The following is a 24,623-nucleotide window of genomic DNA, read 5'->3' on the forward strand; positions in this document are numbered from 1 at the left end:
TGTAATTTTAGCGTATCAATAAGGTCTAAACCTAGAAACTGTTTATGGAACATAAGATCAATGCTTATAACAATCTCCTTGAGCTTGTAGGAAACACTCCATTAATCAAACTAAATAAAATAGCCGACTCCCTAAAAGGTAACTTTTACGCCAAGGTAGAAGGCTTTAATCCAGGACATTCTTCCAAAGACCGTATTGCCCTTTATATAATAGAAGAGGCAGAGCGAACGGGGCTACTAAAAGAAGGAAGCACTATAATAGAGACTACTTCGGGAAATACGGGATTTAGCATTGCCATGATCAGTATTATAAAGGGGTACGACTGCATACTGGCAGTAAGTTCAAAATCTTCCAAGGACAAAATAGATATGCTAAGGTCTATGGGTGCCAAGGTCTATGTGTGTCCTGCCCATGTGAGTCCGGATGACCCAAGATCCTATTACGAGGTGGCCAAGAGACTACATGAAGAAACCGAAGGCTCCATTTATATAAATCAATATTTTAACCAATTGAATGCTGAGGCCCATTACCACAGTACAGGGCCGGAAATATGGAAACAGACCAATGGACATATTACCCACTTGGTTGCTTGTAGCGGAACCGGAGGGACTATTTCCGGAACAGCTAAATATCTAAAGGAACAAAATCCCGATATACGTGTTATTGGAGTGGATGCATATGGTTCCGTTTTAAAAAAATATCATGAAACAGGGGAATTGGATACCAAGGAAATATATCCTTATCGTATAGAGGGACTTGGTAAAAATTTGATTCCTACGGCTACCAATTTTAAGGTCATAGACGAATTTATTAAGGTAACCGACGAAGAGAGTGCCCATACAGCAAGGGAAATTTCCAAAACCGAAGGCATTTTTGCAGGTTATACCAGTGGAGCGGTAATGCAAGCGGTAAGGCAGTTGAATGAAATGGGGGAGTTTAAGGAAAATAGTAATGTTATCATGATTTTTCCCGACCACGGTTCCCGATATATGAGTAAAATATACAGCGATCAGTGGATGAACGATCAAGGTTTCTTTGACAGTAAAAATGTAGAAGAACCACAGAAAATAGAATTCGTAAAATAGTAAAGTGAAAAGTATATGTTTTTAACAATATGGGAAGCAACGGTAAGTAAGTCGTTGCTTTTTATGTCTTAAAATAGTTGTGTATGCTTATTAAAAATATATACTTTTGCAAAATTAATCAACGTAGGATAGATGAGAGATTTATTTGACAGAATTATCGAAAATAAAGGTCCATTAGGAAAATGGGCGTCCCAAGCAGAAGGGTATTTTGTATTCCCTAAATTGGAGGGGCCTATATCCAATAGGATGAAATTTCAGGGAAAGGAAGTAATTACCTGGAGTATTAACGACTACCTAGGACTTGCCAATCTGCCAGAAGTTAAAAAAGTAGATGGTGAGGCAGCGTTGGAATATGGAGCAGCCTTCCCTATGGGGGCCAGGATGATGAGTGGACATACAGAATTCCATGAGCAATTGGAGCAGGAGCTTGCAGCTTTTGTGCAAAAAGAATCTGCATATTTATTGAATTTTGGTTATCAGGGTATGGTTTCGGCCATTGATGCCCTTGTTTCCAAGGATGATATTATAGTATATGATGTTGATTCCCATGCTTGTATTATTGATGGGGTTCGACTGCATATGGGTAAGCGTTTTACCTTTAAACACAATGATATTGGTAGTCTGGAGAAAAACCTTGATCGTGCCGTGAAATTGGCCGAGCAGACCGGAGGTGGTATATTGGTTATCTCCGAAGGTGTTTTTGGAATGCGCGGGGAGCAAGGTAAGTTGAAGGAGATTGTTGCCCTGAAAAAGAAGTATAAATTTAGATTGTTCGTGGACGATGCCCACGGTTTTGGAACTCTTGGAAAAACAGGAGCCGGAACAGGAGAAGAGCAGGGGATTCAGGATGAAATTGATGTTTATTTTGCAACTTTTGCAAAATCTATGGCAGGTATCGGGGCTTTTTTGGCCGCGGACGAAGAGATAATAGATTATCTTAAGTACAATTTGCGCTCCCAGATGTTTGCTAAATCATTGCCAATGATTTATGTAAAAGGGGCCTTGAAAAGACTGGAAATGTTGCGCACCCAGCCAGAGCTTAAGGCGAAACTTTGGGAGAACGTAAACGCTTTGCAGAACGGGCTTAAGGAAAGAGGTTTTGATATAGGGACTACCACCAGCTGTGTAACCCCAGTGTATTTAAATGGTAGTATTCCGGAAGCAATGGCCTTAGTTAAAGATCTTAGGGAAAACTTTGGGATATTCTGTTCTATTGTAGTGTATCCGGTAATACCTAAAGGATTAATCCTTTTGAGGATGATTCCAACGGCTACCCATACCCTACAAGATGTTTCAGAGACCTTGGAAGCTTTTTCTGTTATTCGGGAGCGTTTGCAAAATGGAACATACAAAAGACTATCTGCCGCTGTAGCTGCTGCTATGGGAGAGTAGTGATAGAAAAAGGTAATGCAATACAATAGCCAACTTAGTTCTCTAAGTTGGCTATTTTTTTGTTTTGATGATAGATGGGGTAAACCATTGTCTTTCTAAAAATGGACTGGGGAGTTGTTGGTGCCCAAATACTTTTTGGGTATTGTCCAAATTGGTTTTAATCATTTTTCATTGTGTCCATTGGGGAAATGGCCGATGTATTAACCAATGCCGGGTAGTTTTGGGTTAATACTTATTCTTGTTGAGGGTAGTGTACTTAAAAAACAATCCACTAAGGAATATCATTACAGAATAGTAAAGGTTGGTCTAATGCCAGGACTATTTTTGGTCCATGCCCTAAGAAAAGCTTGTAAGGTGTTTGATTAAATAAATCGCACTGTGGTTAAATTAGCCGCTTTTAAAGCGTTAATTTGGTCTGCTGAAGGCAACCTTGGGGTTGCTGTCTTTTTGTTTCTTAAATAACCGCTGTTGCTGTTTAACTGTTAAGGTGCTGCCGTCCGGACTCCATCCTGGAGGGCCAAAAATATACATAAAGGCGTGAGAAAGCTTTTTGGCTTTCTTTACATCATTGTATATATCTTTAAATTCATGGGTAAGGATAACAACCGGATTGTGGCTGTTTGGTGCGTGGATAACGCCGTACTTCACATCAATATCGTCATCAAGTTCTTTCCAGGTGCCAAACATTTTGTCGAATATATTCAAAAATCCACCGTGGTTTTTGTCCAAGTATTCTACATTTTGGGCGTGGTGTACCTGGTGCATGGTGTGGGTGTTGAATATTTTTTCCAAGAAGCCCATTTTTGGCACATAAACCGTATGCAGTTGAAACTGCCATAATGCTTCTATTCCCAGGCATACAACCACCATTTCTGGAGGGAAGCCAATTGCTGGCATCCACATGTAGAACAATGGTTTGTAAAGAATGGTAAACCAACCGTTGCGAACCGCAGTTCCAAGGTTAAAGTTGTCCGAAGAATGGTGAACAATATGTGCAGCCCATAAAATACGGATCTCGTGATTGGCTCTATGGAACCAATAATAGGTGAAATCGTCCGCTAACTGACATAAGAGCCATACATACCATGCATAACCAAAAGACTCATAGCCCAAAATATTGGTTCTTACCCCATCGGTGACAGGATTGAAAAAATTGTACGTAAATTCGAATATTACAATAGCCGATACAACCTTGATCAAAGGGGCTATAATTGCGGATCCAACTCCCATAAAGCCACTGGCCGCCAAATCCTTCCAATCATATAAATGATCGTCACCATGCGTTTTGCTATACGTTAGCTCTAATAATATGAATGCAATAAAACAGGGAACACCGTATACCAAGGGGTTGGTAAAATCCATAGAAAAATCAATTTTCGCAAATATATAACAATATTGACTTAATCTTCAAGTAAATAATCCCAATTAATCTTAAATTAAAAGGATTGTATATAAGCGACTTTCAATAATTCACAATAAACGCTAAATTAAAAAAGCCGTGGTTGTGAGTCGTCATCCTCTTTTGATTCTTTTTTTTGTTGTCCCCCAGCGTTGCTAGAGTTGGAATTGTCCGCTGCCGAATTTTTGTCGCCCCCCACATTTTCCTCGTCTACCACTTCCATATCGGTAGGGTTGCTTTTTTCTGGCTCCTCATAGGGTAGTGGATCCAAGGCGTTGATATTCTTAACCTTGTCTGCAGTTAATTGATTGCCTAAAGCCTTTATTCCCTTTATTGCTATAAATTCCTCCAGTTCAACGGTTTGATTGGGCTTGGCGTCTTTGCCCCTGGGTTTAACAAATTCTATTTCTATAACCGGTTTCCAGTCGGTGGAAATGAGCTCCAAGAAAGATTTGGGGTGCTCGGAAATAAACAGATCCTCCTTGTTTTCGTTCTCTATCAAGAATCGCTTCACGTAGTAGCGCTCTTTTTCTCCTTCGTAATATACGGCGGACAACGGTTTGTTGGGGTTCCATTTTTCCAGTACTATCATGTCCTCATCAAAATGTGTGGATAGGTTTGGGGTAAAGGTTTTGGCAACTCCTTTTTGGGTGACCACCAAGAGCATGTCCTCTCCTTTGAACTCCCCTAACAGCTCCCCTCGGCCGTCTACATTTAGTCTTCGAACCACCTCGTCAAACCATATTTTTCTGGGTTTTAATGTGGAGACGCCTTTTTCTTTCAGTTCAATCCGCTTTACGGAGTATTTGGTAACGATGTTGCCTTTGGAGCCCCTACCTTTTATTAGGACATCGGCAAAATCAATATCCCATTTTAATTTTTTAACACTGCCTACCTGTCTAAGGTGCACGGTGATCACTTCTGCTTCTCCATTGGGGTTGGCAGTGAAGTAAAGTACTTCGGATTGGGGCTTTCCGGTGGTAAGGTCGTAAAGTTTGTCCCTGGTTACACTGGTTACGTTGAATCTCTTTATGTAGCTAGCGCCTCCCTTACCGTCTTTATAGATCATATTGTAGGTGGTGCGCTTGTCTTTCTTTTTAAACACGGCAACGTGGATAATATTTTTACCTACAAAAATTTTGGAGTCCACCTTGGCAACCATCATTTTTCCGTCGCGGGTAAATACAATAATATCGTCTATATCACTACAGTCGGTTACATATTCGTCCCGTCTTAGGGAGGTGCCCACAAAACCTTCTTCCTTGTTTACGTACAGTTTGGTGTTTCTGATTACTACTTTTGTGGCTTCGATGTCGTCAAAAATACGAATCTCCGATTTTCGTTCCCTACCTTTACCGTACTTTTCTTTTAGAGACTTAAAGTAGTTGATAGCGAATTCAATAAGATTGGCTAAGTGATGTTTTACTTCAGCTATTTTTTCTTCCAGACTATCCAGGTGTTGCTGCGCCTTGTCCAGGTCAAACTTGGAAATTCTCTTAATTCTAATTTCAGTAAGTCGAACAATGTCTTCTTCGGTCACCTTTCTTTTTAGGTGTTTTGTGTGAGGGGCAAGACCCTTGTCGATGGCTGCAATAACTCCTTCCCAGGTTTCTTCCTCTTCAATGTCCCTATATATTCTATTTTCGATAAAGATACGCTCAAGGGAGGCAAAATGCCATTGTTCTTCCAGTTCCCCTAGCTGTATTTCCAGTTCCGATTTTAAAAGCTCCACGGTGTAGTCCGTAGATCGCCTTAGCATCTCCGTAACCCCTATAAAAAGAGGTTTGTTGTCTTCGATAATACAGCCCAATGGTGATATGGAGGATTCGCAGGAGGTAAAGGCATAAAGGGCATCAATGGTTTTGTCCGGCGACAGGCCCGAGGGTAGGTGAACCAAAATTTCTACTTCTGCAGCGGTATTGTCCTCTATCTTTTTAATTTTTATCTTCCCTTTGTCATTTGCTTTTAGAATGGAGTCTATTAAAGAAGAGGTGTTGGTCCCATAGGGTATTTCTTTGATTACCAAGGTGTTTTTGTCCAATTGTTGGATCTTGGCCCTGACCCTGATCTTTCCACCTCTCATTCCGTCATTGTAATTGCTTACGTCTATGACCCCTGATGTTGGGAAGTCGGGGAAAATGGTGAATTTTTTGCCCTTCAGGTGTTTTATGGAGGCATCTATCAGTTCGTTGAAATTGTGCGGCAATACTTTTGTGGATAATCCTACTGCGATTCCCTCCGCCCCTTGGGCCAATAGTAAGGGGAATTTAACGGGGAGGTTTACCGGTTCTTTTTTTCTACCGTCGTAAGAAAGTTGCCATTCCGTAATTTTTGGGCTATAGACTACTTCCAGTGCAAATTTGGTTAGTCTGGCCTCAATATATCGGGATGCAGCTGCGCTGTCCCCTGTCAAAATGTTGCCCCAGTTCCCCTGGGTATCTATAAGTAGGTCTTTTTGCCCAATTTGAACCATGGCGTCCGCTATACTGGCATCTCCGTGGGGGTGATACTGCATTGTATGTCCAACAACATTGGCCACCTTATTGTATCGGCCGTCGTCCAGTTCCTTAAGGGCATGCATTATTCTGCGTTGAACCGGCTTAAAACCATCTTCAATGGCCGGTACGGCGCGTTCCAATATAACATAGGAAGCATAGTCTAAAAACCAATCTTTATACATTCCCGTAACCTTGGTAAGGGTATTTTGGGAAGCTTCTTGCTTGTCTTGGGGTACTTCGTTCAGTTCTTCGTTCTCTTCCATAAAGAAAGAATCGTGTTAGTTTGGCCTGCCTGCGAGCGGGCTGATTTATATTTGGTTTTCTTCAACTAGGTCAACCTCTACTTTAAGGTTATTAATAATGAATTCTTGCCTGTTGGGGGTGTTTTTGCCCATGTAAAATTCAAGCAGGTTTTCAATGGACATTGCTTTGTCCAGCATTACCGGCTCTAATCTAATGTCTTCACCAATAAAATGTTTAAACTCATCTGGGGAAATTTCTCCAAGTCCTTTAAATCGGGTTATTTCTGGTTTTCCACTTAATTTATCTATGGCCTGTGCCTTTTCTTCCGGACTGTAACAATAAATAGTCTCCTTTTTGTTACGGACCCGGAACAGTGGGGTCTGCAGAATGTAGAGGTGGTTTTCTTTTATTAACTCAGGGAAGAATTGCAGGAAAAACGTAATCAACAGCAAGCGTATGTGCATACCGTCCACATCGGCATCAGTGGCTATTACGATTTTGTTGTACCTTAGGTCTTCCATAGAGTCCTCTATGTTTAAAGCGGCCTGTAATAGGTTGAATTCCTCATTTTCATAAACAATTTTTTTGGACATCCCGTAGGAGTTAAGGGGTTTTCCCCTTAAGCTGAAAACGGCCTGGGTGTTTACATCCCTGGATTTGGTTATGGATCCGGATGCCGAATCACCCTCCGTGATAAACAAGGTGCTTTCTAGGCATCTGGAGTTCTTGGAATCAGCCAAGTGTACTCTACAATCCCTTAGTTTTTTATTGTGGAGACTCGCCTTTTTTGCTCTGTCCTTGGCTAGTTTTCTAATTCCCGAAAGCTCTTTGCGCTCCCGTTCGGCCTGCATTATTTTCCGCTGTAGCTTTTCTGCGGTTTCTGGGTTTTTATGTAGGTAATTGTCCAGATGTTTGCCTACAAAATCATTTACGTAGGTCCTTACGGTAGGTAAATCGCCACCCATATCCGTGGACCCCAGTTTGGTTTTGGTCTGACTTTCAAAGACGGGTTCCATGACCTTTATGGCAATTGCGGATATGATAGATTTTCTAATATCCGAGGGATCGTAATTCTTTCCATAAAAATCTCGTACGGTCCTTACAATGGCCTCCCTGAAGGCAGATTGGTGCGTACCGCCCTGAGTAGTATTCTGTCCGTTTACAAAGGAATGGTATTCTTCGCTGTATTGTGTCTTGCTATGGGTGAGGGCAATTTCAATATCGTCTCCCTTTAAATGGATTATGGGGTAGGCCATATCCTCCATACTGTTGTTGTCTTCCAGTAGGTCTTTGAGGCCATTGGCGGAGTGAAATTTTTCACCGTTGTAGACAATTGTTAGGCCTGGATTGAGGTAAACGTAGTTTTTGAGCATACGTTCTACATACTCATTCCTGTATTTGTAATTTTTAAATATGATTTCATCAGGGGTGAAGGATACTTTGGTCCCTTTTCTCTTGGAGGTATCCTCGGGGCCAGTTTCCGCCACCAGATTACCTTGATGAAATTCTGCTATTTTTAGTTTGCTTTCACGGGAGGATTCTACCTTAAAAAAACTGGACAGGGCGTTGACGGCCTTGGTACCAACACCATTAAGCCCTACAGATTTTTTAAACGCACGGGAATCATATTTGCCCCCCGTATTCATTTTGGAAACTACATCGACCACTTTTCCCAAAGGAATTCCCCGACCGTAATCCCTAACATTAACGGTGTTGTCCCTTATGACAATTTCAATAGTTTTTCCAGCACCCATAACAAACTCATCAATGCAGTTGTCTATAACCTCTTTTAAAAGTATATAAATACCGTCATCTGCAGAAGAACCATCACCCAGCTTGCCAATGTACATTCCCGGGCGCATTCTAATATGCTCCTTCCAGTCTAATGAGCGTATGTTGTCTTCTGTATATTGGGTGTTATCTGACATGATATAGGGCTTTTTTCAAAGTGTTGCTAATATAGGAAGTGTTGTAAAAAGATGAAACCCTTAAGTGTTAAAGTAATTAACAAAGGGGCAATGATTTGTTGATAGTAAAGGCTTTGTTTTTGGGAAAGCTAAAGGTTTCAACCATAATCAAGAACATCACAGCTATTATTACCGGATGCGTATTGGGAAAGATACCAAAAAAAGACCGATCGTCAAAAAAGTAGTGTCTTTTTTAGTAGTTGGTGGAAACAAGCGACTAAAAGTCCAACCGTGAACTTGTTAAGCCCCCGTTCAATGCAACGCCTTAATTGCTAGAGAGCCTTTAACTAAGGGACGGGGATTAAAGATGGTTATGTTATAAAATAATGGGGGGTAGGCTGTTTAAGGAGCAAGTCTGTTTATAATTGCTTTTTTTACTTCATGGCCTCCTTGAAATTTTATAAGCTTGGCCTTGCCCTTGAATAGCAAATCGGCTTTGGATAGTTCATGTTCTAGCTTTTCTGTGGTAAGGAAATTGTCCTGATCGCCTACTATAATTTTAACTTGGGAATGTTGGAAGGCCTTAAAATTAAAATCGCCAGGGGTAAGTTCCTCGGGAATGCCGCCGGCATAAAGTACCAGCTGGTGGCAGGGTATTTTGTTTTTGGCCACCCATCTGGTGGCAATAGATACCCCTTGGGAGAATCCAAGGACAATGAGCTGGCAATGATCGGGAATGTTTTCTTCCGTATAGATCCTGTTTAGGTAACTCAATACGTTTTTTGTTTCCATTTCTCTCTTTTCCTTGGTAAGCCAACTTGCACCTACGTGTTTAAACTTGTTGTCCAAATAGTATTTGGATGGGGCTTGTGGTGCAATAACATAATGTTTTTCTTTGGGAAGCTGGTTAAAATATTTTAAAAAATATCTGCTCAAATACCCTATTCCGTGCAGGACTATCCAAACATATTCGGTTTTTTCATTTACTGAATTTAAGCATAGGTAGGTATTGGTGCTGCTGTATGAAATTTGCTTTTCTTTGGTGGCCATAAGAACTGTTTGGATATAAAGTAAGGCAATAGTTGTATTTTGAATGCTTAATTTTACAAAAAAATATTTGATGAACGAATACAAAGAAAAAATACTGAGAATTTGCAATGAAGCCAATAAAGGAACGCTCATGGAGACCTTGGGAATAGAATATGTGGATGTTGGCGAGAATTATTTGGTGGGAAAAATGCCTGTTGCTCCCCAGGTTTATCAGCCTGATGGTGTTTTGCACGGTGGGGCAACGGTAGCATTGGCAGAAAGTGTGGGAAGCGCTGCTTCGTATATATTTTTGGATTCAAAGAAGTTTTTTGTTCGTGGATTGGAAATCTCGGCCAATCATGTCAAAAGTGTTCGTGAGGGAGAGGTATTTGCAAGGGCAGAAATAGTCCATAAGGGTAGAACTACCCAGCTATGGGATATTAAGGTGACCGATTCCGATGCCAACCTAATATCTATTTGTAAACTAACTACCATATCCTTACCTAGAAAATAGTATGTCTGTAAGTATTTTGGACCGGGTAGACCGGCAGTTGTCCAATAGTCTACCGGTAGTGGCTTATCGGAAACCCAATGAAAAGGCGGTTCGGGTGGTTTTGCAGAATAATTCCGATTTGCATTATGTGGAAGATTATTTGGAAAGTGGGTTTGTTTTTGCCCCTTTTGACTCTAGGGATCCGGCTGTCCTGATAAAAAGTCATGAGATTTTTCAAAGTGATTTAGATGAGGGATCTATAAGTTTAACTCCAGTTGTTCCCAATGGTGGGGATAAGGGATTGGAAAGGGAGAATTACCTAGCTGCTATAAATAAGGGAATAACGGACATAGCCTCGGGGAAATTGGAAAAAGTGGTCCTGTCCCGTGTTTTGGAAGTGGAAGCCCCAAAGAAACCCCTTGCTTTGTTCAAGGAATTGCTAAGTCTATACCCAACTGCCTTTTGTTATATTTGGTTTCATCCTAAAGTTGGACTATGGTTGGGGGCAACTCCTGAAATTTTTCTAGAAATGGAAAACCATCGTTTTAGGACCATGTCTTTGGCCGGTACCCAGCTTTATAGGGATGGAGTAGCCCCTAAGTGGGAAATAAAGGAGCTGGAGGAACAGGAGATGGTAACCAAATTTATCCGTGAATCACTATCGGGCAAAGTGGCGTCAATGGAGGTTTCAGAGGCCAAATCCACTAAGGCGGGAAACCTCTGGCATATTAAATCTACCGTTACCGGAAATATGGGAAAATTCGGTTTAGCCGATATTATAAATGCCCTGCATCCAACACCTGCGGTATGTGGAGTGCCCAAAGAAGGAGCAAAAGAGTTTATTTTAAACCATGAGGGTTATGATCGGCAATTTTATACCGGGTTTTTGGGAGAATTAAATTTTAAGGAAGAGGTGCAAAGACCTACAACGAGAAGGAACCAGGAAAACAGGGCATATAGGACCATAAAGAAGAAAACGTCGTTGTATGTGAATTTAAGATGTATGCAATTGGTGGATGAGCGGGCTAAAATCTACGTAGGAGGGGGAATCACCAGTAGGTCTGTCCCAGAGAACGAATGGGAGGAGACCAAGGCCAAGAGTAGGACTATGTTAAATATACTTTGTAGGTAAACTAATGGAGAATTGTTTTGGATTTAGAATTGGCGTAGTTGTATTTTTGTTCCAATGAAATATTCAAGTATTCCCGCCGCACAGTCTGTTGTTGACCATTGTAAAGCCAGAGGTATAAGCAATATAATTATTTCTCCGGGTTCAAGAAACGCCCCGTTGACCATAGGGTTTTCCGAAGATCCGTTTTTTAATTGCTACAGTATTGTAGATGAGCGTTGCGCAGCCTTTTTTGCCTTGGGAATGGCTCAGCAACTTAGGAAGCCTACTGCTGTTTTGTGTACTTCGGGCAGTGCTTTGTTAAACTATTACCCTGCCATTTCAGAGGCTTTTTATAGTGACCTGCCACTAGTTGTTATTTCAGCGGATAGACCATGCTATAAAGTGGATATTGGAGACGGACAGACTATTAGACAGGAGAATGTGTTTGAAAAGCATATTGGCTATTCTGCAAATCTGAAGCAGGATGTGGTTCATGCAACAGAAAGTTTAATGCGCTATGATCCAGATCAATTGGCTGGACTTAGTGTGGGGCAAGCACAGGCACAAGTGCAACAATTCAATGATGCAGTATTGGACAAGGCCTTAAACATGGCCTTTATGGATAATTGCCCCGTACATATTAATATTCCTTTTGAGGAACCTCTTTATCAAACAGCGGATGAGCCAAGTGTTGTACCGCAAATCCATTTTTTGGAAGAGAGGGATAAGCCAGCGCCATCGGCCTGGGAGGAGTATAAAAATATCTGGAAACAAGCCAAGCGGAAAATGATCTTGGTGGGGGTTCTTCCGCCCAATACAATAGAAAGGGAATTTCTGGATATTTTAGCGGCAGACCCTTCAATTGTAGTATTTACAGAATGCACTTCTAACTTATCCAATACTAATTTTTTTCCTAATATAGACAGTATACTGGCTCCTATTGAAAAAGCAGGGAATAGGGAGGAGTTGTTTGGGTTGTTGCAACCAGAGGTGGTCTTGACCTTTGGGGGGCTTGTTGTATCTAAAAAGATCAAGGCCTTTTTACGGGCATACGCTCCCGTGGCGCATTGGCATGTTGACAAAAGAAGGGCGTATGACACCTTTTTTTGCCTTAGTAAACATTTTAAGTCCGATCCCAACGATTTTTTCAAAGAGTTTTTGGATAGGACTACTGTTGTTGAGAGTGGTTATAAGGCTTTTTGGGCCGCTAAAAGAGAGCATTATAGATTGCAGAGAGAACGTTATCTGGGGGAGATACCTTTTACAGATCTATGGGCGTTGGGACACATATTGAAGAGCATTCCTAAAAATTTCCAATTGCAGCTGGGAAATAGTTCAACGGTGCGATATGCCCAACTTTTTGATATAGATCCTTCTATAGGGGTTTTTTGCAACCGTGGCACCAGTGGTATAGATGGGAGTACGTCAACAGCCATCGGTGCATCGGTTTATTATAAGACACCTACTTTATTGGTAACCGGAGATCTGAGTTTTCTGTATGATAGCAATGGCATGTGGAACAATTACATAAGACCCGATTTTAGGATTATCGTTATAAACAATGACGGAGGAGGAATATTTAGGATTTTACCTGGAAAAGAGGAAACCCATAATTTTAATACCTATTTTGAAACCACCCATAGTTTAAATTTGAAATCATTGGCAGAATTATACGGTTTCGATTTTGAAGAGGTTGCAGAAAAAGATGAACTGGAAGACACATTACTGCAATTTTATAAAGCCTCCGAAAGACCTAAAATCCTAGAGGTCAAAACTCCTAGGTTAATGAATGATAAAATTTTGCTTAGTTATTTTGATTTTATATCTTAGGGAAATAAATCTAATCATTAAGAACAATAAAAATTATGAGTAAAAGAGACGAATTAATTGAAAAGTATGCAGCAGACATAAAGGAGAAATTTGGGGAGACCCCCGATATGGATTTATTGACCAAGGTAACAGTTGGTTTGGGACCATCAATTTACAATATGGATGCATCAAAAGTCTCTGGTTCGGACGACAAGGAACTGGAAACGGTAAAAAAGAACTTCCTGATCAAGAAATTAGGTTTAAGTGACGGCCCAGAATTAATGGAAGCCATAAAAAGTGTAGCCGATAAATACGGAAGCTCTGTAAAAAGTAAGCACAGGGCGGTAGTATATTATATGTTGGCCAAGCACTTTAATAAAGAATCGGTCTATAACAAATAGAATCTGCATTACTCAATATATACTGCCGCTCTTTAAAAAGAGCGGCTTTTTTTTATTGGGATTCTTTTTAAGTGTATTTTTGCCCCATGATAGCACTAGGAAAATACAATAATTTAGAAATATTGCGAGACACCAGCGTGGGTCTCTTTTTGGGTGATGAAGAAGGCAATGATGTATTATTGCCCAATAAGTATGTCCCAGAGGAATTTGAAATTGGGGATTTTATTGATGTTTTCTGCTATTTGGACCATGAGGAGCGTGTAGTGGCCACCACTTTAGAGCCCTATGTTATGGTAGATCAGTTTAGGTTACTACAAGTGGCCGAAGTTAACGAATACGGTGCGTTTATGGACTGGGGCCTGGAAAAACACTTGTTGGTGCCTTTTCGCGAACAACGCAATAAAATGCAGGAGGGACAATGGTATGTGGTGTACTGCTACCTGGATGAAAAAACAGATAGGTTGGTGGCGTCCAATAAATTGGATAAATTTTTGTCCAATGATACGCTAACAATAGGGGAACTGGACAAGGTAGACCTAGTAGTGACAAGACTGACCGATTTGGGCTGGGAAGTGGTCATTAACAATAAACACAAAGGACTGGTCTACTCCAACCAAGTATTTAGGAAAGTGGCCATAGGCGATATGCTAACTGGTTATGTTAAAAGTATCAGACCCGACAATAAGATAGATATTAGTCTACAGCCAATAGGAACCGATAGTCTGGAACCCACCGCCAGTCTTATTTATCAGAAGTTGGTTTCCAACGGAGGGAGCTTGCCCCTACATGATAAGTCGGACCCAGAGGATATTAAAGCCATGTTGCAGATGAGTAAAAAAATGTTCAAGAAAGGAATTGGCACCTTATATCGGGAACGTAAAATAGAAATTGGAACCGATGGAATTCGATTGGTTTAGTCATTGTCTGGTTTAATTGATGACCGATAAGAACGGGGAAATCAGTTGATTGTGAATCTTATTCTCAAAATATTTGTTGTTTTGCAACAAAATCCATTACTTTTACAACAAGTGGAATGAAAAAGCGAGCTGGTCATTGTTTTTTCGTTAAATTTAAAAATTCACCCCTAAAACCAGTATTACTATGCCGTTCATAGAAGAAAGTGATTTATTGGAATTGCATAAGGATATAGACAAGGCTCAAATTATAAATGAGCGTCTATTAGATCAGATAAAGTATAAGAATAAGGAATTAAAACGCAGTAAGATACAACGTAACCTTTTTGGTATTGTAACGGTACTTTTTTTAATAGGTACTTTGGCAGTTTTTTCCTATAATGCCGGATTCATAAGGTCCTCCAATTACGAAAACAGAAACAATCTATTAGTGTCCATTGATAGTTTGGAGGTAATAAAAGCTAGAATAGATAACCTTAAAGAACAAAACGAAGAGCTTAGCTTGGTAAAGGAATTCTATTTGGCTAAAAAGTTCTTGGACAAGGAAAAAATATATTCCGTACAGGTAAAGTCCTTTGTGGATAATAATATAACCCTAGCATCCGAATCCTTAAGTAATACTATTTTTGCGAAGACCAACCCATTCTACTCTTATTCGTTGGGTAATTTTGAAACCTTGGAAGAAGCTAGGTCCTTCAGGTATCAATTGGTGAAAATGGGATTTGAGGATGCCTTTGTAGCCTCATACAAAGAAGGAAAACGCATAGAAATAGAAGACCCTTACTAGTTTGCCTAAAATTAAAGCTTGGATCAATGCGGCCCGTTTAAGGACGCTTCCCTTATCATTGTCCGGAATTATAGTTGGTACTGCCTTGGCAGGTATGTACGGTATGTTTCAATGGGATATTTTTATATTGGCACTTCTTACTACCATAGTCTTTCAGGTTACTTCCAATTTCGCCAATGACTATGGCGATGGGGTAAAGGGAACCGACAATAACAATAGGGTAGGGCCCCAACGTGCCTACCAAAGCGGACTACTTAGTGGGAAAGAGCTTAAAAACGGAATCATCATTTGTATCCTTATCGCTGCTTTGTTGGTCATTTGGCTATTGTACCGCTCTTTTGGGACAGAGTATTTGCTGTTTACCTTAATTTTTGGAGGTTTGGGAATACTAAGTATTTGGGCGGCTATACGATACACCGTGGGGTCGTCTGCATACGGGTATAGAGGGCTAGGTGATGTATTTGTATTCCTGTTCTTTGGTTTGGTAGGGGTAATGGGCTCAATGTTCCTATATACGAAAGAACTGTTCCCCTATGCTTTCTTACCTGCCACTGCTATTGGCCTACTGAGTACAGCTGTTTTAAATTTAAATAATTTAAGGGATTTTGAATCCGATAAACTTTCCAATAAAAATACCCTGATTGTTAAAATGGGGGTCAACAATGGTAAAAAGTATCACATAATTCTTATTCTGTTGAGTTGTTTATGTATGCTGTCCTTTACCCTTCTGCATTTTAACAATTGGATAAACACCCTACATTTATTGGCATTTGTACCTATTTTTATGCATCTAAATGCCACCATGAACCAAAAAAACACGGTTCTCTTGGATCCCCAATTAAAAAAATTGGCCCTAAGTACCTTTTTGATGGCAATTCTCTTTTATTTTAGTTATAATAATTTTTTGTAATTTTGAGGTTATAACCTCTCAAATAACACAACTTTGGAACAACCAATTAGAATTCTTATTGTCGAGGACAACGTTATTATTGCAGATGACATGCAATCGATGTTGGAAGAAATCGGCTACGAGATTGTAGACAATGTAATTGTCTACGAACAGGCAGTGGAAGTATTAAAAAATAAGGAGGTTGACCTAGTGTTGATCGATATTATTTTAGCTTCGGATAAAACGGGTATAGACCTAGGCAAGCATATACGGGAAAATTATAACATCCCCTTTATATTTGTTACCTCCAACTCGGATCGGGCAACTGTGGAAAATGCTAAGACCGTAAAGCCAAATGGCTATTTGGTAAAGCCTTTTGAACAGCAGGATCTTTATACCTCTATAGAAATTGCCTTATCCAATTTTACGGCCATAAAGAATAACGCAGCTGCAGAAAGTCAGGAAGCTGAAGACGACAAATTAATGTCCAACAAGGTCTTGAAAGACTCTATATTTGTTAAAAAACAACATCTGTACTACAGAATCCAATTTGGGGATATACAATTTATAAAGGCAGATAATGTTTACTTGGAAGTAAACACCGTAGACAAAAAGTTTTTGGTACGTTCTCCGCTCAAAGATTATTTAGAGAAATTGCCCCAACAGAAATTCTATAGGGCCCACAAGTCTTACATTGTGAATGTAGATCACATTGATGCTATTAATTCCAAGGATATTCTAATAAACAATACCTTGATTCCTATTTCCAAAGAATTTAAGGAATTTATTATATCGGCTATGAATTCATAATAGCCCGTAATTATATCGTATAGAGGTGCCCTAGGGCACCTTTTTTTGCAATATAGCGCACCGCTCCCGTGAAGGAATATAGTACAGAGAATTATCTATCCATCATTACGCTAGACTGTTTTGAAGAAAAGCATGGACCAAGTAATACTGTAAAGCAACCACTTTGTATTCCGGTAGGAATATAGCGGGTTTCCAATAAAGGTTGCAGGAACAGGTATATAGGGCTTATGCAACTGCAACCGACTGTTCCATTTCCCTTAATTTTTTAAGGGCCTCCGATTTGGAATTCACATTCAATTTCAGATATATATTCTGAATATGAAAATTTACCGTACTAGGGGTTACAAATAGGTTGTTGGCAATAGTCTTATAGGTTGCGCCTTGACTCAAATATTCAATTATCTGATTCTCCCTTTCCGAAAAAGAAGCATAGCTTTTGGGTTGGAACAGGGATATTATTTTCTTGGCGATATCATTGCTAATCGTTGCGCCTTCATATTTTATTGAATTTAAGGCGTGAAACAAACTATTTTTGTTTACCGGTTTGGTAAGGTAGCCATCGGCCATATTCTTAAAAGCCTTTTTTACGATATCCAAATCACTTTGGGCACTTAGCATAATGATTTTTACCTGGGCATCTTTTTTTCTAAAAAGACTAATGCCCTCAATGCCACAGCCATCTGGCATGGATACTTCGGATACAATAATGTCTGGCTGGGTTTTGTCGTAATCTTTTAAGGCTTCCTGTATAGAGCCGTAAATACCCATTAGGGAGTAGTCCCTATAGGTTTCAAAATAATTCTTGTAGGCTTCATGAAAAGTCAGGTCATGGTCTATTACAATAATTTTTAAGGGTGTAGGTTTCATGATTTGGGAATTTGGGGTGAACTAATAATTAATTTTTCAAAGGGTATGAATTTTAGTTAATATTAAATTGTTTTTACTATGAACATAATTTTATATTGGGCAACCCTTGAGATTTAAACCGCTTTATAAAAACTTAAAATTATGTTAACAAAAGTGTAAATATAAATAATATATTTCTAAAACAAATATTTTTTCGATGTATTTTCCTACAAAATTTTATTATTGGGAATTTGTCGATTTTTTAATATAAATATTTAATTATCAGTTGACTATTGGTAATTTTGATGCTATTCTTGGTTGCAAGATTTTGGGGCTAATTTGTTTATTTTGGGTGTTTTGTTACGTTTTGGCCAATAAGGGGGGGTATTGAAATTATAGGTAAAAGAGTCCAATTAAGCCCTAGGGCTTCTAGCTTTTTTGGATTGTGATATGCGAAACAAATTACTTAGAAGTATTCTAAAATTCGTCCCCGTCTTCGTATAGATTATCGGCGGTAGCAGAGGATCGGTACACTTTCATGATCCACTTGTCTTTTTGGTATTTGCCTTCCAAATTGGAAGAATAGGCCATTTCGGCATCATTTTTTTTGTTGTAGTCTGCCAAATAAACGTAATACAGCCCGTTGATCTTATTATAGAATTGATGGGCCTCTAATCCCTGTTGTTTTAATTCATCTATAAACGAGTCTACATTTTCTTTGTTCTTGTAGACATTGGCAATTATATAGTAACCTGATTTTACACCAATCAGGTCCGATTGTTGTTCCATTTTTATGGGTAACTTTTCGTATTTTACTGTCCGGGCATTGTTTATGCTATAGATGGTTTTCTTTTCTACCGCGGCAAGGGCAGTTTCAAAATCCGCATCGTTTGAATCTTGGAAATGTGATTTAAGGTTTTGCTTGATCTCGCTTTTTATAATGCCAACAAGCATATTAAATCGTTTGTCAAACTCTTTGTTTTGGGCAGTTTCCACAGAGTCTTGCCTTAAGATCAATTCGTCCAATATTAAGCGGTTTTGATAGGCGATGGTTTGACAATCATTTTGATCAACATGGGATTTTACCACTGCATCATTGCTGTTGTGGTCTATTATTACCCTAACCGTTTGTTCATTGGTCTTCTGTGTGCGTACCAACCCATTAAGTAGTTTTCTATTTTCGTAGGCCAGGGAGTTTTGACATTCACAGTTTTCGTTTTCTTCCTCTTTTAGCCTAAACATTTCACCGCCAGAGCCCGTTTTAGGCTTGTCTTGGTATAGTTGCAGGTTACTTTGTACAACGGCATTTTTTGAGGAATCATCCCTACTTTTTAGCTCTTGTGTAAGTTTTAAGATCTGTTCCTCATAATTTCTGGTGATTCTGTCAATTTTATTGTCTTCCTCTTTTTTGCGTTTGTTCCTAACCGCTCTTGTAAATTTTGTTTTGGGGGGGTTGGGCTTATACGTTTGGGAGTTATTATTATTGTTATTGTTGCGAAAAGTGTAGGCCAAGGAAAGCTCATGGTTCCACCCCAGACTAGCACCATATTCCATGAAGTTCTTTTCAAAGACATATCCTATAGACATTCTTTTACTTAGATTAAACCCTAAGCCTAAGGACAGGCCGTATTTGTCATCAAAAGTAGATTGTAGCCAGCCATATTCCGGGAGGTCCAATAAAAATGATCCGGCAAGGGAGAATTCAGAGTCCTCATTTCTACGGACCTCTAATAGTGGCATAATTCTTCCATTGGAAAATATGCCTCTGCGACCATTTAAATCATGGGTGTACTGCAGGGAGGCCTTAACGGTCTTGTCGCTAAATTCTGTGAGTACACTATTTGTTGTTTGGTTATAACTGAGTAAGTTTTCGGCATATAGCCCAAAATCCAACGCGCCTATTGAAAGGGCAATGCCCGGTTGCAATGATAGCTTGGTTTCTTTTCGGGCGTCAAGAATTTCAGGGTCGTTTTCCGAAGCGATTATTCGATTTTTGTCCAGTCCCTCATTCAAATAGGTAATATTGGTCCCAAATGTCAATGTATTGTTTTCGCTGAGTTGAATAGCGGTGGCGTAATTGGCGTTTAGCCCAAACTCCTGGACAACACCTTCCCAATGGGTATAGACCCCTATACCAAATGCTGCTCTATCATTTAACCTGTTACTGAAGCCTAGATAGTAATTCTGATCATTATCCGCAAAGGTGGCATATTGGTTCCTGTGCAGGATATTGATATAGCTCTTATTTTCCCGTAACAACGAATAGGCCGGGTGTATTAAAAACCTGTTGAATACCAATTGGTTGTGGTAAGAGGTATTGGAGTTGAATTCTGAACTAGCCTCCTGGCCATAGGCAGCTCCTTTGCCAAATAAACAGCAAAACAAGGATAGGAAGAATACCTTTTTTAATATGGCAACACTGCAGTTCATCCAACGGATTTAGTATTATCTCATAAAGCAATGGTTGTATGTCTACACATACAAGGTGTACAGTGTAGGGTCGTACTATGATGTACTGAATAGCTACCTCCTAAGAACTTTAGGAAAGTGTCTTAAAATAGACCATTATTTTTGAGGGCACTAAATTAATGATATGTAGGTGTATTCTTACTGTTATTTTATCATAGTTTTTTGCTTTATTAAAAAATATGTGGATTTATACCTAAGTGTTCTTATTTTTTACTCCTCAAAAACCGAGGTGGAATAGTCTATATTGGAGTTTTCCTGAATTGCCTCTAAGCTGTTAAAGTCCTTTTTGTCCAAGTTGCGCTTATTTCTGTCATTGGAATAGGAAAAAGCTAGCTGTTGGGGTTTATTTGTACCGTCTCCGCGGTTAGACATTACATATGCTATACCACTATTTGCCATTAAGGAAATGGAGAAATCATCTTTATGGCTATTTATAGGGCTACCCAGGTTTACAGATGGACTTACTTTTTTCTTGTCTACCTGTACCATATATACGTCCAAGCCACCAAAACCATCGCGACCTTCGGAAGCGAAAAATAAGGAAGATCCTCCTCCAAACTTGGGGTAAAGGTCATTGTCCTCCGTGTTAACTTTTTGTCCTAAGTTCTTTGCTACTCCAAAGGAACCGTCACTTTTTATATCTGCTACATATATATCGTATTTACCAAAAGTTCCTGGCATGTCAGAAGCAAAAAATAAGCGTTTACCATCTGGCGAAATAGTAGGGTGAATAGTGGAGGAGTTGTTTGGCGCCAAGGCAACCTCTTCTACGTTATGCCATTTTCCATTTACCTTTTTGGCCTTGAAAATTTTGTGGACTATTTGCTTTTTGGAAAAAAGTCCGTATACGGGCTTAGTGTAGGTGGCCTTACTGAAATAGGCTGTATTGCCATCTGCCGTAACTGCTACAGGAGCACTGTAGGAAAACTTTGAATTCTTTTGTTGGTCTGTGCCCAAGTTGTCTTCCAGTCCCAAGTCTTCCATTGTCAATGCTTGGGATGTATTGGACTTATCTTCTTGTAGGAAGTCCAGTTCCTTGAATTTATGCTGGGTTCCATGCCTGGAACTTGGCTGTTCCCGGTCATTTTTTAGCTGATAATCGGCCTTAACCTCGGCCACCCAATCTTTTTGCTCAAAGGGAGCATCTAGGTTGGTAGCCTTAATTTTGTTTAATGCATAGTTGTAACGTTCCGTGTACCCTTTTGAAGTACTTTCATCTGTAGGTAATTCCATGAGCTTATGATACCAAAAAACGGCCTCACCATAATTTCCCGCTAGAAAATTGGCATTGCCCAAATCTTGAAAAATTTCACTGTCCTTGAAGCCCATATTGTGCAGTTCCTCATAATATGCCATTCTTTTTGAAGCTAATTGGGAGCTTTCATCGGGGTAGGTCTTGGAATGCTGTGCCGTTGCCAATGAGCAGAATAACATAATAAAGCATCCAAGGATCCCTTTGTAATTCATGGAATTGTTCATAATACTCGATATTGGGGTGTTAAAGTGGACAAAGTTCTTAAAATGTTTGTGACTTACTATTATTAAAATTTCATAGGTTTTGTTTTTTTTAGAAAATTTAATGGCTGCTTTGGGGTGAAAACCAATGGGAAATTAAATACTTTGTTCTTTTATGGCCATTTAGATTGGTTGTTTTCCATGCGCTTCATATACAACTGCTTAAAATAAAAAAAAAGCTGCCTCCATGGCAGCCTTTAAGTAGGTGTGCTGAGGTATATTACTCAATAATACCTGCGCAACTTATTCTTTTCCCTGCATTTCCACTGGGCTGGGAAACAAAATCATCTGTTCCTTGGTGTACTATAACGCTTTTTCCCATAAGATCTTTGTTAGGGTCTTCACACCCTATACACCACTCATCTGTAGAAAAGGTTATAGTGGCATTACCTTCGTCATCTGCTGTAAAATTTCCAATATCCCCTCTGTGATAGCCTTCGGCGGCTCCCCATTTACCGTGTTGGGAATGGGTAGGGTTCCAATGCCCCCCTGCAGATGTTCCATCGGCAGCTGAACAATCGGCCTTTTCATGGATATGGATGGCATGCTCTCCAGGTGTTAGACCGCTAAGTGTAGCCACCATTCTTACACTGCCGTTCGTTTCCGTAAAACTAGCAACTCCCTTAACATGGCTATCACTTTTTGGTTCTAAGTTAATTTCTAAGGTCTTTTCTTCAACCTCTAGCTGTAATTCTTCCATTGTCTGTTCTACTTCATTCCCTGCTTTTTGTGCTTCCTTTTTAACGTCCTTGCAATTAAAGGAAAGGCCCGCCAGCAATGCTAGGGCCAAAATATTAATAGGTTTCATATTCGTGTTTTTTTTGGTGAATTATAAAATTATCAATTATTTGGGCCGTTGTCAACCTCCTAAACTATATGCGTCATTGTTAATGGGAATTGCGTCAAGAAAAAAGAAAATGGGTAGTATAAAAAATCCCCCTGCCAGATCTAAATTTGGCAGGGGGATTTTAATGAATACAGTTTAATACACTGTAGTATATTTAGGTAGTGCTCGGCGCCAAATGGGCCATGCGGGCTAAGACTTAATTCTTTTTGATGAGAACCTCGGCTTTTACAGCAACTTCACTCCAGGTCTTGCTTATTCCATCCTTTCCGGTATGCAGTGCCTCACAAGCTTTGTTTATAGAAGCTACAGCTTCTAGGGCATTCCAGTTTTCCAAATTCATAACCCCTGTGAAGGAATAGCGGTTATCCCCTGTTTTTTCATATTCCAACGGAATGCTTTGGGTACTTCCATTTAAAGTGACCTCTATAGCGTATTCATCTGCTCCGGTAGCTTTGAATTCACCAGAAATAAATTCTGTGTTCTCCATTACTCCAAAGAAGAATTCCAAAATTTTGGGATCCCTGGTACCCGTGGCATCATTGGTAAATAGACTGCTAACAGGAATACTAAATTTTGTACCCTTCAAAGCCTCCATAGCCGTACTGCCTTCATGGGTATTGCTAAAGTTTATTTTAGTGAATTTACCACCTACCGGCAATTTTTCGGTAGTCTTGTAGGCTGTGAAACTTACAACGGTAGAATCCTGTACCAAACTAAATTTTTCTGTGGCAGCCTCAGCTTCAACGGCTTGCCCTTCTTTTTCCTTTTTGGTATTCTTACAGCTTACTCCTGTAACCAATAATAAGCCCAAGCAGGCAAAAGCTATTTTTCTCATAATGTGCTATTTAAAATTTTAAGGCTAAAGTTAAACATAATATGGAATGCCCGACAATTATTTGTAATGATTTAATCAATTATTAATGTCGCGATACCGTTATTGAAATAAGTAAAATTGAGTACTAGTTATCTGTCAATTTGGTGGTTATCTCAATAGTGTTGTGCAATGTTTTGTGAACGGGACACTTATCGGCAATTTCCAGAATTTTTGAAATTTGTGTTTCATCCAGGCTTCCTGTTAGTTTGATGCTTCTTTGAAAGGTATCTATTTTAGTTTTGGGAGATTCGCAATTCTCACAATCCGAGGCATGGGTTTTGGAGTAGGAGGTATGTACTTCCACATTCTCCAAATCCCATTTTTTTCTTTTGGCATACATCTGTATGGTCATGGCCGTGCAGGCCGACAGGCCTGCCGAAACCAACTCGTAAGGTGATGGACCAAAATCCTGGCCTCCATAAGAGGTGGGCTCATCGGCTGTGAGATAGTGATTTCCCACTTTCATTTGTGTGGTAAACCCTTCCTCGGCATCAAGGCTCGCTACCACTTGATGGGAAGTTTCCAAAGAAGGATTTTTTGGTAATTCCAGATAACGCTTGGACCAGCTTCCTATGATGTCCCCTGCATAGGTGGCATCTTTGGAATTGCTCAATAAATGGTCTGCACCATCCAAGCTAACAAAGCTTTTGGGATGATAGGCAGCAACATAGATTTCCTCTGCATTTTTTATTTCTACGATAGTATCCTGTGGGGAGTGAAGGATCAAGAGGGCCTTTCCCAGGCTTTTTAGTCCGTCCAGGAAGTCATTGGACTTTAGATCCTTTATGAACTGTTGTTTAATAGTAAAACTTCTTCCTCCAATATTGACTTCGGCAAGGCCTTTGTCCTTAATGGTCTCCAAATTGTCTTTAAAGATATGTTTTACATGTTCAGGGGATGAAGGGGAACCTATAGTGGCCACCGTTTTTACCGAACTAATATGTTGGGAAGCCAAAATAGCGGCCGCCCCGCCCAAGGAGTGACCTATAAGAAGTGTAGGGGACCTGTGGTGCTCCTCAAGGTATTGGGCAGCGTCTACCAGATCTTCCACGTTGCCAGAAAAATTGGATTCGGCAAATTCCCCCTCGCTCTCCCCAAGCCCTGTGAAATCGAACCGCAACACCCCAAAACCTTGGGAGGTTAGGGCTCTACTAATATTTCTTATTGCAGAGAAGTTTTTATTACAAGTAAAGCAATGGGCAAATAAGACAAAATTATGCGGTTGTCGGTTTGCTGGCAATGCCAATTTACCAACTAGTGTTTCTCCTTTACTGTTCTTAAAACCAATCTTTTGAGTGTCCATGG

At 39.8% G+C, this 24,623-nt stretch carries 20 protein-coding genes; 10 read left to right on the top strand and 10 right to left on the bottom strand.

All coding sequences use genetic code 11. The features are described 5' to 3' along the window. The first annotated feature begins 44 nt into the window (after positions 1–44). Positions 45–1,085 carry a PLP-dependent cysteine synthase family protein gene (locus tag EHW67_RS16305; protein ID WP_126163457.1) on the top strand — a complete coding sequence of 347 codons (1,041 nt, stop codon included), beginning with the start codon at positions 45–47 and terminating at the stop codon, positions 1,083–1,085. 132 nt (positions 1,086–1,217) lie between these two features. Beyond that, positions 1,218–2,477 carry an aminotransferase class I/II-fold pyridoxal phosphate-dependent enzyme gene (locus EHW67_RS16310; protein ID WP_126163458.1) on the top strand — a complete coding sequence of 420 codons (1,260 nt, stop codon included), beginning with the start codon at positions 1,218–1,220 and terminating at the stop codon, positions 2,475–2,477. 405 nt (positions 2,478–2,882) lie between these two features. On the opposite strand, the gene EHW67_RS16315 is transcribed toward EHW67_RS16310, so the two are convergent. From EHW67_RS16315 to EHW67_RS16330, 4 genes are all read right to left on the bottom strand, one after another. After that, positions 2,883–3,839, bottom strand: coding sequence for a sterol desaturase family protein (locus EHW67_RS16315; RefSeq protein WP_126163459.1), 957 nt, complete (start codon positions 3,837–3,839; stop codon positions 2,883–2,885). Between the two features lie 125 nt (positions 3,840–3,964). Further along, on the bottom strand, positions 3,965–6,637 hold the full coding sequence (locus tag EHW67_RS16320) for a DNA gyrase/topoisomerase IV subunit A (RefSeq protein WP_126163460.1): 2,673 nt from the start codon (positions 6,635–6,637) through the stop codon (positions 3,965–3,967). Positions 6,638–6,682: 45 nt separating this feature from the next. After that, positions 6,683–8,545 carry a DNA topoisomerase IV subunit B gene (locus tag EHW67_RS16325; RefSeq protein WP_126163461.1) on the bottom strand — a complete coding sequence of 621 codons (1,863 nt, stop codon included), beginning with the start codon at positions 8,543–8,545 and terminating at the stop codon, positions 6,683–6,685. Between the two features lie 381 nt (positions 8,546–8,926). Continuing rightward, a complete protein-coding gene (locus EHW67_RS16330; protein WP_126163462.1) occupies positions 8,927–9,574 on the bottom strand; it encodes an alpha/beta hydrolase in 648 nt (215 codons plus the stop codon). Between the two features lie 70 nt (positions 9,575–9,644). Here EHW67_RS16330 and EHW67_RS16335 point away from each other — a divergent pair, with 70 nt between their 5' ends. From EHW67_RS16335 to EHW67_RS16370, 8 genes are all read left to right on the top strand, one after another. Continuing rightward, positions 9,645–10,067: a PaaI family thioesterase gene (locus EHW67_RS16335; protein WP_126163463.1), complete on the top strand. Its 423-nt coding sequence runs from the start codon at positions 9,645–9,647 to the stop codon at positions 10,065–10,067. A gap of 1 nt (position 10,068) precedes the next feature. Continuing rightward, the gene (locus EHW67_RS16340; protein WP_126163464.1) at positions 10,069–11,178 is read left to right on the top strand and encodes a chorismate-binding protein; all 1,110 of its coding nucleotides are present in this window, start codon (positions 10,069–10,071) and stop codon (positions 11,176–11,178) included. 54 nt (positions 11,179–11,232) lie between these two features. Continuing rightward, positions 11,233–12,987, top strand: a complete 1,755-nt coding sequence (gene menD, locus EHW67_RS16345) for a 2-succinyl-5-enolpyruvyl-6-hydroxy-3-cyclohexene-1-carboxylic-acid synthase (RefSeq protein WP_126163465.1) — start codon at positions 11,233–11,235, stop codon at positions 12,985–12,987. Between the two features lie 35 nt (positions 12,988–13,022). After that, entirely contained in the window at positions 13,023–13,367 is a 345-nt protein-coding gene (locus tag EHW67_RS16350) for a DUF2853 family protein (RefSeq protein WP_126163466.1), read from the top strand. A gap of 86 nt (positions 13,368–13,453) precedes the next feature. Next, entirely contained in the window at positions 13,454–14,284 is an 831-nt protein-coding gene (locus tag EHW67_RS16355) for a CvfB family protein (protein WP_126163467.1), read from the top strand. A 184-nt stretch (positions 14,285–14,468) separates the two neighbouring features. Continuing rightward, the gene (locus tag EHW67_RS16360) at positions 14,469–15,068 is read left to right on the top strand and encodes an SPOR domain-containing protein (protein ID WP_126163468.1); all 600 of its coding nucleotides are present in this window, start codon (positions 14,469–14,471) and stop codon (positions 15,066–15,068) included. A gap of 1 nt (position 15,069) precedes the next feature. Beyond that, on the top strand, positions 15,070–15,978 hold the full coding sequence (menA, locus tag EHW67_RS16365; RefSeq protein WP_126163469.1) for a 1,4-dihydroxy-2-naphthoate octaprenyltransferase: 909 nt from the start codon (positions 15,070–15,072) through the stop codon (positions 15,976–15,978). A gap of 33 nt (positions 15,979–16,011) precedes the next feature. Beyond that, positions 16,012–16,767, top strand: coding sequence for a LytR/AlgR family response regulator transcription factor (locus tag EHW67_RS16370; protein ID WP_126163470.1), 756 nt, complete (start codon positions 16,012–16,014; stop codon positions 16,765–16,767). 225 nt (positions 16,768–16,992) lie between these two features. On the opposite strand, the gene EHW67_RS16375 is transcribed toward EHW67_RS16370, so the two are convergent. The 6 genes from EHW67_RS16375 to EHW67_RS16400 all read right to left on the bottom strand — a co-directional run bounded on the left by EHW67_RS16375 (position 16,993) and on the right by EHW67_RS16400 (position 24,621). After that, entirely contained in the window at positions 16,993–17,634 is a 642-nt protein-coding gene (locus tag EHW67_RS16375; RefSeq protein ID WP_126163471.1) for a response regulator transcription factor, read from the bottom strand. A 456-nt stretch (positions 17,635–18,090) separates the two neighbouring features. Then, the gene (locus EHW67_RS16380) at positions 18,091–20,043 is read right to left on the bottom strand and encodes a PorP/SprF family type IX secretion system membrane protein (protein WP_126163472.1); all 1,953 of its coding nucleotides are present in this window, start codon (positions 20,041–20,043) and stop codon (positions 18,091–18,093) included. Between the two features lie 249 nt (positions 20,044–20,292). Next, on the bottom strand, positions 20,293–21,561 hold the full coding sequence (locus EHW67_RS16385) for a TolB family protein (RefSeq protein ID WP_126163473.1): 1,269 nt from the start codon (positions 21,559–21,561) through the stop codon (positions 20,293–20,295). Positions 21,562–21,817: 256 nt separating this feature from the next. Continuing rightward, positions 21,818–22,405 carry a superoxide dismutase family protein gene (locus tag EHW67_RS16390; protein ID WP_126163474.1) on the bottom strand — a complete coding sequence of 196 codons (588 nt, stop codon included), beginning with the start codon at positions 22,403–22,405 and terminating at the stop codon, positions 21,818–21,820. 235 nt (positions 22,406–22,640) lie between these two features. Further along, positions 22,641–23,279 carry a YceI family protein gene (locus EHW67_RS16395; RefSeq protein ID WP_126163475.1) on the bottom strand — a complete coding sequence of 213 codons (639 nt, stop codon included), beginning with the start codon at positions 23,277–23,279 and terminating at the stop codon, positions 22,641–22,643. A 124-nt stretch (positions 23,280–23,403) separates the two neighbouring features. Then, a complete protein-coding gene (locus EHW67_RS16400; protein WP_126163476.1) occupies positions 23,404–24,621 on the bottom strand; it encodes a bifunctional alpha/beta hydrolase/OsmC family protein in 1,218 nt (405 codons plus the stop codon). Between the last annotated feature and the right edge of the window lie 2 nt (positions 24,622–24,623).

Origin of the sequence: Arenibacter aquaticus, assembly GCF_003957295.1 — a bacterium.
GTDB lineage: Bacteria > Bacteroidota > Bacteroidia > Flavobacteriales > Flavobacteriaceae > Arenibacter > Arenibacter aquaticus.